General features: G+C 57.5%; 15 protein-coding genes. 10 read left to right on the forward strand and 5 right to left on the reverse strand.

Going from position 1 to position 15,214, the window contains the following annotated elements:
- Window positions 1–7 precede the first annotated feature (7 nt).
- Window positions 8–361: a DUF1801 domain-containing protein gene (locus ABXH05_RS11065; RefSeq protein ID WP_353561066.1), complete on the forward strand. Its 354-nt coding sequence runs from the start codon at window positions 8–10 to the stop codon at window positions 359–361.
- Here ABXH05_RS11065 and ABXH05_RS11070 read toward each other — a convergent pair.
- Complete coding sequence (locus tag ABXH05_RS11070; RefSeq protein WP_353561067.1) at window positions 358–1,704, reverse strand: sodium-dependent transporter; 1,347 nt, start codon at window positions 1,702–1,704, stop codon at window positions 358–360. The genes ABXH05_RS11065 and ABXH05_RS11070 overlap by 4 nt on opposite strands.
- A 112-nt stretch (window positions 1,705–1,816) precedes the next feature.
- On the opposite strand from ABXH05_RS11070, the gene ABXH05_RS11075 reads away from it, so the two are divergent.
- From ABXH05_RS11075 to ABXH05_RS11090, 4 genes are all read left to right on the forward strand, one after another.
- The gene (locus ABXH05_RS11075; protein ID WP_353561068.1) at window positions 1,817–3,637 is read left to right on the forward strand and encodes an amidohydrolase; all 1,821 of its coding nucleotides are present in this window, start codon (window positions 1,817–1,819) and stop codon (window positions 3,635–3,637) included.
- Window positions 3,638–3,725: 88 nt separating this feature from the next.
- On the forward strand, window positions 3,726–4,343 hold the full coding sequence (can, locus tag ABXH05_RS11080) for a carbonate dehydratase (protein WP_348140878.1): 618 nt from the start codon (window positions 3,726–3,728) through the stop codon (window positions 4,341–4,343).
- Window positions 4,344–4,394: 51 nt separating this feature from the next.
- Window positions 4,395–5,423 carry a bestrophin family protein gene (locus ABXH05_RS11085; protein ID WP_353561069.1) on the forward strand — a complete coding sequence of 343 codons (1,029 nt, stop codon included), beginning with the start codon at window positions 4,395–4,397 and terminating at the stop codon, window positions 5,421–5,423.
- A 105-nt stretch (window positions 5,424–5,528) separates the two neighbouring features.
- The gene (locus ABXH05_RS11090; protein WP_353561070.1) at window positions 5,529–5,927 is read left to right on the forward strand and encodes a BLUF domain-containing protein; all 399 of its coding nucleotides are present in this window, start codon (window positions 5,529–5,531) and stop codon (window positions 5,925–5,927) included.
- Window positions 5,928–5,943: 16 nt separating this feature from the next.
- Here the strand turns inward: ABXH05_RS11090 and ABXH05_RS11095 are convergent, their stop codons facing one another.
- Window positions 5,944–7,056, reverse strand: coding sequence for a D-alanyl-D-alanine carboxypeptidase family protein (locus tag ABXH05_RS11095; RefSeq protein ID WP_353561071.1), 1,113 nt, complete (start codon window positions 7,054–7,056; stop codon window positions 5,944–5,946).
- Window positions 7,057–7,250: 194 nt separating this feature from the next.
- Here ABXH05_RS11095 and ABXH05_RS11100 point away from each other — a divergent pair, with 194 nt between their 5' ends.
- Together ABXH05_RS11100 and ABXH05_RS11105 are read left to right on the forward strand one after the other, a co-directional pair.
- Complete coding sequence (locus ABXH05_RS11100; RefSeq protein WP_353561072.1) at window positions 7,251–7,865, forward strand: SPOR domain-containing protein; 615 nt, start codon at window positions 7,251–7,253, stop codon at window positions 7,863–7,865.
- A 121-nt stretch (window positions 7,866–7,986) separates the two neighbouring features.
- Window positions 7,987–9,219, forward strand: coding sequence for an APC family permease (locus tag ABXH05_RS11105; protein ID WP_353561073.1), 1,233 nt, complete (start codon window positions 7,987–7,989; stop codon window positions 9,217–9,219).
- A 15-nt stretch (window positions 9,220–9,234) separates the two neighbouring features.
- Here ABXH05_RS11105 and ABXH05_RS11110 read toward each other — a convergent pair whose 3' ends face one another.
- Window positions 9,235–11,367: a lytic transglycosylase domain-containing protein gene (locus ABXH05_RS11110; RefSeq protein ID WP_353561074.1), complete on the reverse strand. Its 2,133-nt coding sequence runs from the start codon at window positions 11,365–11,367 to the stop codon at window positions 9,235–9,237.
- 306 nt (window positions 11,368–11,673) lie between these two features.
- Here ABXH05_RS11110 and dapA point away from each other — a divergent pair, with 306 nt between their 5' ends.
- Together dapA and smpB are read left to right on the forward strand one after the other, a co-directional pair.
- Complete coding sequence (gene dapA, locus ABXH05_RS11115; protein WP_353561075.1) at window positions 11,674–12,552, forward strand: 4-hydroxy-tetrahydrodipicolinate synthase; 879 nt, start codon at window positions 11,674–11,676, stop codon at window positions 12,550–12,552.
- A gap of 27 nt (window positions 12,553–12,579) precedes the next feature.
- On the forward strand, window positions 12,580–13,062 hold the full coding sequence (gene smpB, locus ABXH05_RS11120; RefSeq protein WP_353561076.1) for an SsrA-binding protein SmpB: 483 nt from the start codon (window positions 12,580–12,582) through the stop codon (window positions 13,060–13,062).
- On the opposite strand, the gene ABXH05_RS11125 is transcribed toward smpB, so the two are convergent.
- Together ABXH05_RS11125 and ABXH05_RS11130 are read right to left on the reverse strand one after the other, a co-directional pair.
- Window positions 13,059–13,745 carry a uracil-DNA glycosylase gene (locus tag ABXH05_RS11125; protein ID WP_353561077.1) on the reverse strand — a complete coding sequence of 229 codons (687 nt, stop codon included), beginning with the start codon at window positions 13,743–13,745 and terminating at the stop codon, window positions 13,059–13,061. The genes smpB and ABXH05_RS11125 overlap by 4 nt on opposite strands.
- A gap of 8 nt (window positions 13,746–13,753) precedes the next feature.
- Window positions 13,754–14,365: a LabA-like NYN domain-containing protein gene (locus tag ABXH05_RS11130; protein WP_353561078.1), complete on the reverse strand. Its 612-nt coding sequence runs from the start codon at window positions 14,363–14,365 to the stop codon at window positions 13,754–13,756.
- A 112-nt stretch (window positions 14,366–14,477) separates the two neighbouring features.
- Between ABXH05_RS11130 and folK the strand changes: the two genes are divergently transcribed.
- Window positions 14,478–15,017: a 2-amino-4-hydroxy-6-hydroxymethyldihydropteridine diphosphokinase gene (folK, locus tag ABXH05_RS11135; RefSeq protein ID WP_353561079.1), complete on the forward strand. Its 540-nt coding sequence runs from the start codon at window positions 14,478–14,480 to the stop codon at window positions 15,015–15,017.
- Window positions 15,018–15,214: the final 197 nt, after the last annotated feature.

Genomic DNA, 15,214 nt, shown 5'->3' on the forward strand with positions numbered 1-15,214 from the left:
GCCGGTCATGAAAAAACTGCGTAAGCTCGTTCGCGATGTCGCTAGTTCCAACGCGGATATCGGCGAGTTAGTGGAAACGCTGAAGTGGGGGCAGCCGTCGTTTCTCCCCAAGCGTCCCAAGGTCGGCACGACCGTGCGGATGGATGCGGTGAGCGAAAAACCAGCGCGGGTGGCCTTCTATTTTCATTGCCAGACATCGCTGGTGGAGACGTTCCGCGAGCTTTATCCCGACACGCTGAGTTTTGAGGGCAACCGCGCGATTGTGCTGGACGCCTCAAAGCCACTGCCTGAGGCCGAGCTTCGGCACTGCCTCGAGATGGCGCTGACCTATCACAAGGCAAAGCGCAGCAGGGCTGCCTAGAAGCCTAGGGCTTTCGACCAGATCAGCACTACAATGCCCAATGGGGCGATGTAGCTGAGGCAGAAACGCAGATATTGTTTCACCCGACCATCCGGCAGGTCCGGCACGATGGCCCGGCTCACGAAAATGGCCATGCCTAGCCCGCTGATGGGAAGCAACCACGAAGATGTTGCCTGATCCAGGAAGTCGAACAAACTCAGGCCAAGGATGGAGATGCTGTCCCACACCGTCATGGATAGGGTCACAGCGGCACCGCCAATCCATGTGGCACCGGCGGCTATAAGGGTGGCGCTGCTGCCGCTCACATTGAGGGTCTCTTCCAGCCAGTGACGGGCAATGATCATCAAGGCGATGAGTGACGAGAAGGCCGCAAGCAACGTGGCGGTGAAGAACCCAAGGCCAAACAAATTGCCGTTGGGCAACAGGGTGAAGCCTTGCGGCAGGGCAATGAAGAGGAGGCCGGGCCCGCCATTTGATTCCAGATTGAAGGCAAACACGATCGGGAAAATGATAAGGGCAGCGGCGACGGCTATGGCCGTATCCAGCAGGGCAACCGCGATCCCAAGGCGTGGGACATTTGCCCCATCGTCCAGATAGGCCCCGTAGATGAGCATGCCGCACATACCAACACTCAAAGTGAAGAAGGCATGGCCAAGCGCTTCTCCGAATGCATCAACGGACAGGGCTGAAAAGTCGGGCTGAAACATGTAGGTGAATGCTTCAGCGAACTTGCCTGTGGTCGCTGCTACCATCACCAGCATTGCAAAGAGCAGGACCACAAAGAGTGGCGCGACGTAGCGCATGACGGACTGGATGCCGCCGGTCACGTCGTAATAGATGACGAGTCCGGCTGTGATGACGATGGCCGTTACGGCACTAAGCTGAAGGGTTGGGTCTGCCAGCATGGCGGAGAAGGCATCAGCCCCTGTGCGGGCGGCATCGCCGCCGAGCACGGCTTGTGCGAAGTCCAGGGTGTAGATTCCGACCCAGCCTGACACGACGCTGTAAAACGCGAGAATCATGACGGCAATGATGGCGCCAAGGGCACCCAGCCCGCCCCAGAGCCGTGACATCGCTTTTTCCTTGGCGACCCGCAGGAATGCGCTGGCGGGAAACTCGCCGCCCTTGCGACCGACAAATACTTCACCAATCAGCAGCGGTGCCCCCAAACCAATGAGGCATGCCAGATAAAGCAGGACGAACGCGCCACCCCCGTTTTCCCCTACGATATATGGGAACTTCCATATGTTGCCGAGGCCAACAGCCGAGCCGGACGCGGCGAACACAAACATCAGCCTGGAAGACCAATGGGGACGGGCTGGTGCGATGGACGATGCGGTCATTGTGGGAGCTTTTCACCGGGCGGTTGTCATCAGAGCGTTTTTATTGGTGGCGATGCGTGCCACAGTTCAACAAAGAATAGCCGATAAATGCGTTTAAGGGGCAAGCGGACAAATGGAACAGTCAGGGACAATTGACGGCGTGCGGAGCGTATCCGCCAAAAGCGGTTGCGGTAGTCATCATACAAAGACGACAGATCTGTTTGGATGTCCGTGCTGCGCGCCGGTTCTGGGTGAGCTTGGTCTTCTGTCTTTGCCTCATATGGCAGCGTCTGCCAATGCGCTGGCCTGGAAGAACGAGAACCTGGGCGTGCCACCACAGGCCGTGGGGCTGACGATCTTCACCAATGCGACTGTGATCACGGCCGATGCCGATTTCTCAGTTGCAGAAGCGCTGGCAATCGACGGCGACAAAATTCTTGCGGTCGGATCACTGGATGATGTGAAGGCCAGTGTTCCTGATACTGCAACCATTGTTGATGCAGGCGGCAAAACCATTTTGCCCGGCTTCATCGAGCCGCATATGCACTTTTTCCCCATCGCCATGCTTAGCCGGTTTGAAGATGTGGGCGCGGTCAATTGTCCGACCGTTGCATCGGTGCTGGATCGGGTGGGCGAGCTGGCGAAGTCTGCCAAAGAGGGTGAGTGGATTATCGGGCGGCAGTTTGATCCGTCTCTTCAGGATGGTCCCGATGCGATCACCTGCGAGATGCTTGACCCGGTCACTGGCGACACGCCCTGTCTGTTGTTCAATGCATCGCTCCACATTGCCTACTGTAACTCGGCGGCGTTCAAGATTGCCGGTCTATCTGCGGGGACGCCGGATCCTGAGGGTGCAGCCTTTGGACGCAATGCGGATGGGTCTCTCAATGGTGTGTGTCAGGGCGGGCCTGCCTTTGGTCAGGTGCTGGCGCACAACCTTGCTGCCATGGCATTGGACGACGTTCCTGCTGCCTGCAAGCATGTGTGCGAACGGGCCAATCAGGTTGGCATCACCACATTCTGCGACCAGGGGGCGGGCAGCTTTCAGGGCGCCAATGAGCTGGCGGCGTTCGACGCGTTTGCCGAGAGTGGCCATATGACTACGCGGTTGCGCTATTCGCTGTTTGGCAGCTTTGCGGATACCTGGGACAAGACTGACGTGTCATTCGGACAGGGTAATTCCTACGCCCGCGCCACCGGGTGGAAGATTGTGTCCGATGGGTCCAATCAGGGCCGCACGGGTCTCCAGCGTGAGCCTTATCTGGGCCGTGAGGATAAAGGGCTGGCCTATGTTGCAGCCGATGACCTCAAGCAGCAGGTGACCCAGCGAGCGCTGGAAGGTTGGCAGGTGGTGGTTCATGCTAATGGCGACCAGGCGATTGACAACACACTCGATGCCTTTGAAGCCGCCTATGAAGCCGGTGCACCGCGCGACATGCGGTACCGGATTGAGCATTGCTCGGTGCTGCATGACGAACAGATTGGCCGCATCAAGAAACTCGGTCTGTCACCCAGTTTTCTGATTGGCCACATTTATTACTGGGCGAAAGCATTCAGGGATGAAGTGTTTGGGCCTGAGAAAGCCAATCTGCTGGGACGGGCCCGGTCGTGTCAGGACGCAGACATTCCCTGGACGATGCACTCCGATGAACCGGTGTCGGAGATGGGTCCGCTTCGCTGCATAGAGAACGCGGTCACTCGTAAAATGTGGAAAGAACCTTCATCCACTCTCAATGCGGATGAACGGGTGACTGTTGAGGAGGCTATTTTGTCCATCACGCGGGTGGCGGCATGGCAGTGCCACTCCGACCATGAAGTGGGGTCGCTGGAAGTTGGCAAATACGCCGATTTCGTGGTTCTCGACAATGATCCGCGCAAGGTGCCGGAAACCGAGATTTCGCAGATCAAAGTCCTTGAGACTTGGTCCGGGGGACGTCAGGTGTATGCGAGCTGAGGCTTACAAATTGGGGCTGGCCAAGGCAGGCCGGGTCAGGTCATAAAGACCCACTATTTCTAATGATTTGCAGGCATTTGATTGATTCATGACGCAGATATCCGATCTTTTTACGCGCAATCGCCTTTGGGCGGACCGCATCAAGGAAATCAATCCAAACTTCTTCAGCACGCTGGCAGAACAGCAGTCTCCGGAGTTCTTGTGGATTGGGTGTGCGGATAGCCGCGTGCCGGCCAATGAGATTGTTGATCTGCCTCCCGGGGGCGTTTTTGTTCACCGGAACATTGCCAATGTTGTGGTGCCGTCGGATCTCAATTGCCTGTCGGTTATTCAGTATGCGGTTGAAGTATTGCAGGTGAAGCACGTCATTGTGTGTGGGCACTATGGCTGCGGTGGCGTAAAGGCATCGCTCGATGATGCGGATCACGGCCTCATTGACAACTGGCTGCATCACATTCGTGACGTTGCACGGCTTCATCATGAAGATTTTGATGATGGCATGAGCGAAGAAGAGCGGGTCAACAAGTTGTGCGAGCTCAATGTGATTGAGCAGGTCCGCAATGTGGCCAACACAACAATCCTCCGGCACGCATGGGAGCGTGGCGGGACGGTTGAAGTGCATGGTTGGGTCTACTCGATCGCCGACGGCATCGTGAAAGGCCTGTGCACCCACACAGCAGATGGTCTCAAGGACGATGCTGCCTAGGGCAGCCTCAAGGGCTGCCTGATCTGACGACCGTATACCGGAGCAACCACCATGTATGTCCGCCGCAATATCCGAATTGCGCATGTCTTCAATGACTCCTGGCGCTTTCTGCTTCTTGTTGGTGTCTGGTCAGCCCTGATTGTCTATTGCTTTGAGTTTTTGGGGTGGGAATTTCTGGCGGTACCGTTTCTACCGGTATCGACCATCGGCATCGCCGTTGCGCTCTATCTCGGGTTCAAGAGCAACTCGTCATATGCGCGTTGGTGGGAAGCCCGGAAGATCTGGGGTGCGATTATCAATGACAGTCGCAGCTGGGGAAATCTGGTCTGCCACTTGATCCATGATGACAATGGACGTGTTGACCATGGGGCTCAGCTGGATTTGATGCGCCGGCATATTGCCTGGGTCAACGCCCTGGCGTTTCAGCTGCGAACCACGACGCGCCTGCGCATCAAACAACGCACCCGTATTTTCGATTTCCGCCGCGACATGGACGATCACGCGTTCCATCAGCGCAAGGAAAGCTACCTGCGCTATCTCGAGCAGGAAGAAGTTGATGTCGTCGAGAAATGCGGGAACCCGGCGACCCAGATCATGCGGCTGCAGGGCGCAGATGTACGTGACCTGGCGCTTGAAGGACAGCTCGACCCGATCCGCGAAGTGTCGATGATGGACATGATCACGCGCTTCTATGACAGCCAGGGCAAGGCGGAACGCATCGACAAAACGCCATTCCCCCGACAGATCGCGTTTTTCGGGACGGTTTTCACATGGCTGTTTGTCATCCTGCTGCCGTTTGGGTTTCTGGACGCCTTTCAGGGTGAGGTTGAGACACACGCGCTCAGCCAGTTGATGGGGCAAGAGTACATGTTTGTGCTCGTTCCCTTCACCATGCTCATCTCATGGGTGTTTTATGTGATGGAGAAGGTAAGTGACTCGACTGAGGACCCGTTTGAGGGTGGGGTACATGACGTACCTGTGTCGGCCATCTCCACAACAATTGAGATTGATCTCAAGCAGATGATCGGCATGGATGATGTGCCTGAGCCGCTGAAACCCATCGGCGACGTATTGTACTGATTTGGTCACTGATCCGCAGGCGGATTAACACACCATTTACCATTTGCGCGCAGAGTTTTGCGAACGACGAATATGGGTTCGTGCGAAAAACTTGCGTGAGGGCACATGGCGTTCTGCCAGTTGGCGTATGTGAGTGATGTGAGCGGGGCGAATGGGTGTTATCACCCTGATGATCTCACCCACCTTGTCGCCTGCGCCCGGCGCAATAATGTGCGTGACGGCATTACCGGCATTCTGCTGACAGGCAATCGGGGCTTCATTCAGGTGATTGAAGGCCCGCGGATGGCCGTCCTGTCCTTGTTTGACAGGCTCGAGAGTGATCCTCGGCACGAAAACCTCATTCTGCTCCACAAGGGTGATGCGCAGTTGAGGGCTTTTCCCGAGACGCCATTGTCTTTGAGCAAAGCCAGCCCGGACACCATCCACCAGCTTGAGTCAGCTCTGCCATCCCTGGGAACAGGTCTGTGTGCCAAGCTGACGACCGAGGCAGCCAGCCTCGTTTAGCGGTGCCGTGACACGCTTACTTTGAAAGTGGAATGCAGGCTGCACCGGCTGCTTTGAGCTGGGTGCAAATGCTGCGTGCGGTTGCTTCATCCACGCCAAGATACTTGGCACGGTAGAGCGTTCCCGTGGCGCGCTGCAGCGGCTCAACCCGTGTGGTGGCCTGAGCGAGCTGGGGTGAAATCTTTGTCGCAGCTGAAAGCTGTGCCTTGGCTGCAGCTTCCGTCGAAAAGGCGCCAAGCTGAACACCCCAATTTCCAGTGACGATGGCAGCGGTGTTTGTCGGGGCCGGTGTTGCTGTGGTTGCTACCGGCGCAGGGGCGGGAGCAAGCTTGTTGGCCTTGGCCGCATTCAGTGAGGTGACGATAAGCTGATCAGCATTTGCCGCATTGGTAGCGTTCCAGACCACGGCAATGACATCACGGTCGCCCGCTTTTCCCGTCTTGGCGCGATTGACCTTAGGCGTGACATTTGAACCGGCGGTGCTCGCTGAGCTATTGCCGGAGAGGGCGCTCAGGAAGTTGCGAGGCCCCTGATAGGTGATGCCTTTCCAAGCGAAACTTGTGCCGACAAGCCCCTTGGCCCGCTCCGGGAATGTGCGCATGAGGGCCAGCGAGAACTGAATCATGTCGCGCGGCGTTGAGAACTGCTTGGGGTGAGGCGCACCTGAGATGTTGACGAAGCTTGTCTGTGTGAGGCCAAGCTCTTTGGCCTTTTCGTTCATCATGGCCACAAAGCGCACTTCGGAGCCTGCCAGGAATTCGGCAAGAACTGCTGCTGCGTCATTGGCGGATGCTGCAAGGACTGCGTCCAGTGCATCGCCGGCCGTGATGGTGTCAAAGTGATCAAGGCCGAGTTTTGGTTGTGGCTGCTGGATGGCTGTCCCGGTCACGAAGATGTTTGTGGTTGGTTTGACGGTGCCTTTTTCAAACGCTTCAAACATCAAATAGATGGTCATGAGCTTGGGAAGGGCGGCTGCGTGCTGGCGGTTATCTGCATTATCGGCAAGCAGGACGTCTCCGTTTCGGGCGTCAATTACCACCGCTGAGGCGGCGGCATGGGCTGCTGAAGAGGCCGAAAAGCCTGCAAATCCGAGCAAAACTGCAAAAGCGCAAGATGCGAAAGCACGCATGGCTAAATTTCCTGTTCTAGGCCAAATCGTCTGGTCACACACAGTTTACGGCTTAACCTTACAATCCGCTTAAGACGGAATTCAGGCGAATTGCAGGCAACGGTCATGCCTCAATTGTTCCTTATTCTGGCAACACTTCCTTTACCCCGTTCGTCGAGCATAGGCCCTGTAATTTCATTGCGGGGAGAGGCCCCATGTTCGCTCAGATGACCACACACTCCATGTCGAGCCTGCTGACACGGCTGCTATCCAATCGTGAAGCGCTGAATACGGCGCTTGCTGGACTGCTGCTTGTTGCCCTTGTGCTGGGTATGTCCGGCAAGGCGCAGGCCGAGGAAGTCGTTGATGATCTGGGCAGCTACGACCGCGAAATGCTTACGTCACTGATTGAAGCTGTGATTGCGGCGGATGAAGGCGACATGATCGTGACAGCGGCCATTCCCGATGCCTCTGCGCCAGCGTCCAGCCCGCGGAGCATCATTCCATCCCGCCGTGCGGACATCGCTGGAAGTGCCATTGGCAGCCAGCCTGTTGCGGCGTCACCAGTTGATCCTGGCTTTGCCTTGCAGCTTGGCTCTTTTGCTTCAGCTGAAAATGCCCAGCGCGGGTTTGAGCAGGCCAACACCAAGTATGGTTCAACGCTCGCCAGCAATACGCTTTATGTGCAGCCGATTGATCTTGGTGAGCGCGGTGTTTTCCATCGCCTTCGTATTGGCGGCTTTGAGAGCATGCCTCAGGCATCTGCGGCGTGTACCACCCTTGGGATTGAAGCAGCTGACTGCATGATTGTTTCTGCCATGATGCAGTAATGATCTAGCTCAGGGCCTCAGGTAGTTTTGCCCTAAGCTCTTCACAGACTGATTTGAATTCGCCGTCATTGCCCATGGGGCAGTGGCGGCGTATTTCTTTGTGCAGTGAGGGGGTCTTTTCATGTCGACGTCTGAACAACCACATCTGAGGCGGGCGCTTGGTCCGGTGCTGCTGACGCTCTATGGCATTGGCGTCACCATCGGGGCAGGTATCTATGTGCTGGTGGGGGAGGTTGCAGCGGTTGCAGGCATGGCGGCGCCGATTGCATTCATGCTGGCGGGTGTCCTGGCAGGCCTTTCAGCTTTTTCATACGCGGAGCTTTCTACGCAGTTTCCGCTTGCAGGCGGTGAAGCCAGCTATGTGAGCCATGCCTTTGCCATGCCCTGGTTGACGACGACCACGGGACTCCTGGTGGCGTTTTCGGGCATCACGTCCTCAGCAGCGGTGCTGCTGGGGTTTGTCGGATATCTCAATGAACTGGTGGCAGTGCCGGGGTGGGTTGCGCTGGTGGGGGTAATTTCACTTCTAGCCGTCATCACATTCTGGGGCGTGTCCCAGTCCCTCATCGTCGTTGCTGTCACAACGCTGATTGAGATTGGCGGGTTACTGCTTGTCATTGGGGCTGGACTCCCTGTTCTTGAAAACCTTCCAGCGGCCTTGCCTGATATCTGGCCAGGGATGAACGAGCTAGTGTGGGTGCTGGTCGTGTCCTCAAGCGTGCTGGCTTTCTTCGCTTTCATCGGCTTTGAAGACATTGTGAACATGGCGGAAGAGGTGAGGTCGCCAAGCAGGACTTTGCCAATTGCCATCATTACTACGTTGGCCGTCAGCACACTGCTCTATGTTCTGCTGACGACGATCTCGGTTTTGATCATTGAACCCGGGGAACTTGGATCCAGCGATGCGCCGCTCGCGCATGTGTTCGAGGCCAGCGGGGGTAATCCGGCTATTCTCAGTTCCATTGCCATTCTGGCGGTTGTAAACGGGGCTTTGATCCAGATGATAATGGCGTCGCGGTTGCTCTATGGCATGGCGCAGCTTGATCGGTTGCCGCAAATTCTGGCGCATGTGAATCCCGTCACGCGAACACCTGATGTGGCAATCATAGGCGTGGCTCTGATCGTGCTGGTGTTTGCCTTGACACTGCCAATTGCCGAGCTGGCGTCCTATGCGAGCTTTGCTGTGCTGGCCGTGTTTGCGATTGCCAATGTTGCGTTGCTGGCATTGCGTCGCTCAAAGGACTACGGCACACCGCCGTTCAAAGTGTATCTCATCGTGCCGGTTCTTGGCGCGGGTGCCAGTCTGGCATTACTCGGCTTTGGTCTTGCGCAGCGCTTAGGTCTCATCGGGTGAGGCTTGATGTGGCCTCTACTGGGTTGCTGGCACTGGCACAGAGGCGGGTGGGGCTGAAGGCACAACACCGGCGCGATGCAGATCCTGAATGAGCTTCACATTCACGGGGCCACCGGCAAGACGTGCGCGATACACCTGTGTGTTTTCCAAAACGCGCTGAACGTAGTTGCGGGTCTCGGAGAAGGGGATCTGCTCCACCCAGTCAATGGGGTCGATGCCCGGTGTGCGCGGGTCGCCATAGGTAGCGATCCATTCATTCACACGGCCGCCACCTGCGTTGTAGGCGGCAATGGTCAGAATGTAGGACCCTCCGAACTCATCCAGCAGGTCACCCAGATGGGTGATGCCGATCTGGGCGTTGTAGGTGGGGTCTGTCAGCAGGCGGGACTTGCTGTAGGGCAGGCCATAGGCGTTGGCCGTCCGTTTCGCAGTACCTGGCATCAGCTGCATAAGGCCACGAGCGCCGGCATGGCTGACGGCCTGCGGGTTGAATTCACTTTCCTGACGAGAAATGCCGAATGCCAATGCCCGTTCCACAGGTGAGCCAGCCGACGGCACGTTCGGGAGGGCGTTTGTGGGATACGCAAAGTCAGGAAGCTCAATTCCTTTTCGCGACGCAATCTTGGCAGTGCGGACAGCGAGGTTCGGACGTCCGGCGATGCGCAGCCAGTTGGCCATGGCTTCCAGGTCGCCAGCATCCGTCAGGTAGCGGGACAGATGATAGAAGAAGGCAGTTACGAGACGCTCTTCACCAAGGGCGTTGAGCATCTTCATGGCAGCGACAGCACTGGAGGTGTTGAACGTCGCTGGCGCTTTGCGTCCTTCAGAGATGATGTTGATGGTGTTGATACCACCCAGCAGCGACTGGCGCGCCAGTTGGCCGTAGAAGGTGGTGTCGTGTTCCGACGCGCGCTGATAGTAGAAGCCGGCATCTTCCTTGCGACCGTCGGCCTGCGCCGCGCGTCCGGCCCAATATTCTGCACGGGCCTTGCTGATCGGCGTCTTCACATTGGCTGCAAGGGTGCGGAAGTGGAAGTAAGCCTTGGTGGGATCATTGAGGAACCGCAAGGCAATCCAACCTGCCAGCCATTCGCCTTCGGCAAATGATACGCCGGATGACATGCCGTGGTTGCGCACCAGGTCATAGGCCGTGCGGAAGTCTCTTTCCTTCAGCAGACGTCGTGCGTGCAGATGGCGCTCGCGCCAGAACTCGTCCGGGCGGACCATTTCTTCACCGGTTGTCGGTGCGCGCAAAATGAGGGGGACAGCATCGTTCGGCGCACCATTGCGTCGCCGCCAGCGGGCGCGTTCGAGCAGCAATCCGGGATTGTTGGCCAGGTTGGCCGGGACGGCATTTACGGCGCCATCTACGCCAGCGCTGCGTCTGGCCAGCCGGATGCGGGCTTCAGCGAGTGCGGCATGGTCCGCTCCGACAAGCGATGCCATTTGCCGGGCATCGGTGGCGTCCTTGTCCCACAACAGCCTGTCGAGACGGGCAATGTGATCCTCGCGGCGCAGGGTATTACGATGCTGGCGGATGATCTGGGCTTCACGGGTGCTCTCAAAGTCATGCTCAATCCAGCCGGCGCGGACCATGTCGCGTCCCCGCTCTGTATCCCCAGCTTCGATTAGAGCTTCACCAAAACGGATCTTGCCGTCGCCGGTGATCGGAGGGTTCAGATCAAACCAGGACAGGATGGAGCCGGTATCCGGGCGCTCGGCGAGCAAAGCCTCTTCGGCGCGGCGCTCCAGCCGGTCGCGGCGTGGCCAGTCCTGATTGGCGTTCAGGAAGGTCGTGATCTCAATACTGCTGGCGCCGGAGTTCTTGTCCTGGAGCTCAAGCCAGCGAATGATCTTTGATGCTGTCTGGTCCTTGATGCGTGTTGCTGTTGTCCGGGCTGTGACCCAGTCGCCGGATTGCGCGTCTGACAGCGCGGACTGGACCAGCGCATAATCTGCGTAGGTCAGGTTCAGGCCGGGAAGGGGAACTGTCGCGTTTGGATCAACGGCAGGGGGAGCAGGCCGCTGCGCGGGGACTGCCTGTGTATTGCCTGTCAGGGCTCCCAAAGGGACCAGTAAGGCGGCGAGTGCCACGCTGCGAAGGAATGAGCCAAACAGGCGAGGAGAGCGGGCAGTCAAAGATGGCATCATTTCTACCAGACTGGAGAAGGTGGTTGGGGATCAGCAGACCGTATTCGCCAGTCTAACCGTGATTTGTGTCGTATGGGCGATGCTTTTTATGAATGTGATCGGGCGATTGATCGCAGGCCGGTTTGTGGGAGCAGGGCTTGATAAAGCAATGCAGCATTTGCATATGAGCTAACCTCCTCAGATCAGAGCCAGATCAGACATTGCGGCATGGGACGCGTTCACATAATGTCCGCGCCCGCACCTCATAATGAGGTAACCCGCGCTGCATCTGCGCCTTCTTTAGTTTTTCCAGGGACCAGACCGATGTTTAAAGGCTCAATTGTCGCTCTCATCACACCATTTGATGGTGAGAATGTGGACGAGAAAGCGCTGCGCGGTCTTGTGGACTGGCATGTGGACCAGGGCACGCACGGCATTGTGCCCTGTGGCACGACCGGTGAAAGCCCGACACTGAGCCATGACGAGCACAAGCGCGTGGTGGAGATCGTCGTTGAGCAGGCTGCCGGTCGCGTCCCCATCATGGCGGGTACCGGCTCGAACGCGACTGCTGAAGCCATTGAGTTCACCCAGCACGCCGCAAAGGTCGGTGCGCAGGGCGCTCTGGTTGTGACGCCGTATTACAACAAGCCGTCTCAGGAAGGGCTGTATCAGCACTATCTTGCCGTGGCGGACAGTGCTGACATTCCCGTGTTCATTTACAATGTGCCATCACGCAGTGTTGTGGACATGAGTGTTGACACAATGGCGCGGCTGGCAGAGCACAAAAACATTGTCGGTGTGAAGGATGCGACGGCTGAACTTGATCGGGTCATGCTGACGCGCGCTGCCATCGGCCCGGACTTCATTCAGCTGACCGGTGAAGATGCCTCCGCACTCGCACACCATGCGATGGGCGGTGTGGGTTGCATTTCTGTGACCGCCAATGTGGCGCCTGCTGCCTGTGCTGAGTTTCAGAATGCCTGCATGGCCAAGGACTATGACCGCGCACGGGAAATCCAGGATCGTCTGATCGGTGTTCATGAGGCCATGTTCTGTGAAACGAGCCCTGCGCCGGTCACTTATGGATGCAGTCTGCTGGGTCTTGCGCCGAACACGGTACGCTTGCCGTTGGTGACCGCGTCTGCGGCGGCAGAAGCGCAGGTGCGTGAAGCCATGTCCAAAGCCGGGCTTCTCAATAGCTGATTTTAGTCAGCATCAGGATCAAATCTCATGGCAGCGAAAAAGAAAGGGGCGTCGGTACAGCACAAGGTGGCTGCTGAAAACCGTAAGGCGCGCCATGCCTATGAGATTGGTGACACGATGGAAACCGGTGTGATGCTGCAAGGCACCGAGGTTAAGTCCCTGCGTGATGGCCGGTCCAACATCGCGGAAAGCTATGCTTCCATTGAAAATGGTGAGTTGTGGCTCATCAACAGCTACATCCCCATCTACAACGCTGCGAGCCGTTTCAACCATGCGCCGCGTCGCCCGCGCAAACTGCTGGTGCATGCCCGCGAACTTGCAAAGCTGCATGCGGCTGTCCAGCGTGATGGCATGACGCTGGTGCCGCTCAAGCTCTATTTCAATGACAAAGGCCGGGCAAAACTCGAACTTGCGATTGCCAAGGGGCGCAAGGCCCACGACAAGCGCGAGGCGGACAAGAAGCGTGACTGGCAGCGCGACAAGGCGCGGATCATGCGCGAACGCGGTTAGGCCTTTTCAGGCTGGCGTTTCAGATCATCCGTGATCTGAGCAAATACGTCTTCAAACATCTCTTCGGTAAGGCGGCCGGTGTTCGTGTTGTAGCGAGAGCAATGATAGCTGTCGTACATCACAAGGCCGTCCAGCTCATGTCGGCTGGCGTGTCCAAACGGATGATCGGCCAACCGGTAGCCGCCCATACGCAAAACACTTTCATGGGCGATACGGCCCAGAGCCAGCATGTGGGTGATCTTTGGCAGCGCCTTAATACGCCCGACCAGGAATGCTCGGCAGGTATGGATTTCAGCTGTTGTCGGCTTGTTCTGCGGCGGCACACATCTCACGGCATTGGTGATCATGGCATCGTGGAGCGTCAGTCCATCGTCCGGGCGGGCGTCATATCTGCCTTGTGTGAAGCCAAATTTTGTCAGCGTCGCGTAAAGCAGGTCTCCGGCATAGTCGCCGGTGAAGGGGCGGGCCGTCTTGTTGGCACCCTGTAGCCCCGGGGCAAGCCCAACAATCAGGAGGCGGGCCTCTGGGTCGCCGAAGGATTCGACGGGGCCGTTGTGCCAGTCGGGGTGTTTTGCTCGATTTTCTTCATGAAACGCCACGAGCCGCGGACAATGCGGGCAGTCGTAGGGCGGTTCGGCGACGGGCGTGATGTCCGGAATGTTTTTGCTTGATGCGCGACTCATGCGCGATCCTAACCGGCTTCTGCTTCGTCCTCATAGTCGTAGTAGTCGTCATCGTCCTCAGCTGCATCGTCCTGCAGAGGACGGACATTGCCGTTGCCGCGCCCGATGAGATTTTGAAGCGTCTGCAGTTCAATGAACGTGTCTGCCTGACGCCGCAATTCATCAGCGATCATTGGTGGTTGTGACTTGATGGTGGAAATGACCGTGACACGGACGCCTTTTCGCTGAACGGCTTCAACAAGGGAGCGGAAGTCGCCATCGCCTGAAAACAGGATCATGTGCTCGATATGCTCGGCCATCTCCATGGCATCGACGGCAATCTCGATGTCCATATTGCCCTTGATGCGCCGGCGGCCCTGGCTGTCGGTAAACTCTTTGGTGGGCTTGGTCACCATGGTGTAGCCGTTGTAATCGAGCCAATCGATCAACGGTCGCAACGGCGAATATTCAGCATCTTCGTTCAGGGCCGTGTAGTAGAAGGCCCGGATAAGATTCACCCGCCCTGTAAATTCCTCTAGCAAGCGCTTGTAGTCGATTTCGAAATCAAGCGCCTTGGTGGCGGAATAAAGGTTGGCACCATCTATGAACAAGGCGGTGCGGTCCGTTGGTTTTAACTGCACGGGCAAAGGCTCCGGATCAAAAAAATTTGGCTGTTACATTGGAGAACAGCGAGTATTCGCAAGGAGTTAGGGTGATTTTGGCCGAGGTAAAGGGCTTGGGAGACACAAATCTGTGATTAATGAAGCTGCATTTGTGGCCTTTGGCGCAAACCTGCCAGGACCAGCCGGTTCTCCCCTGGATACCTTTCGTGCAGCAGCCGCTCTGCTGGCTCGCCGCGGTGTTCATTTCACCGAAGCTTCGTCGGTTTACGCGAGTGATCCCTGGGGTGGAATACGTCAGCCGGTTTTTCTCAATGGCGTGTGGGAAATTCGGACGGTGCTTTCGCCTCACCAGCTGATGGTCACTTTGTTGGACGTTGAGCGTCAGCTGGGCCGTCGCCGGCGGGTCCGCTGGGGGCCAAGGGTGATTGATCTGGATTTACTGGCCTTTGGCGCACGGTCAGGCAGCTGGCAGTCAGGGCCGGCCGGCCGGGGCGCAATGGTTGATCTGGAGCTGCCGCATCCCCGCATGGGGGATCGGGCGTTTGTGCTGCTGCCATTGGCCGAGATCGCACCGATGTTCAAGCCCTGGGGTGATGAGCACTGCACTGTGTCCCAGATGGCAGAAAAACTGCCAATCCGGGAGCGTTTCACGATCCGGCGGCAGGGGTGAGCCCTATCGCTCAATCTGGCAAAATCCCCTTTGGAACCCTTGCGTTTGTGCAGTGCAGCGGTTAGGAGAGGGGTTCGGAAAAACCATTGCCTTGCCTTGCGGCGACCCCAATGCGCTCAGGGCCAAGGTTTACGCGTCTCGATTTTCAGGTCTGCGGCATCGCGTTGTTCGCTGAACCCGGGTCTGTAGAGGCGGCG

The sequence above is a fragment of the Pyruvatibacter sp. HU-CL02332 genome, assembly GCF_040362765.1.
Taxonomy (GTDB): domain Bacteria; phylum Pseudomonadota; class Alphaproteobacteria; order CGMCC-115125; family CGMCC-115125; genus Pyruvatibacter.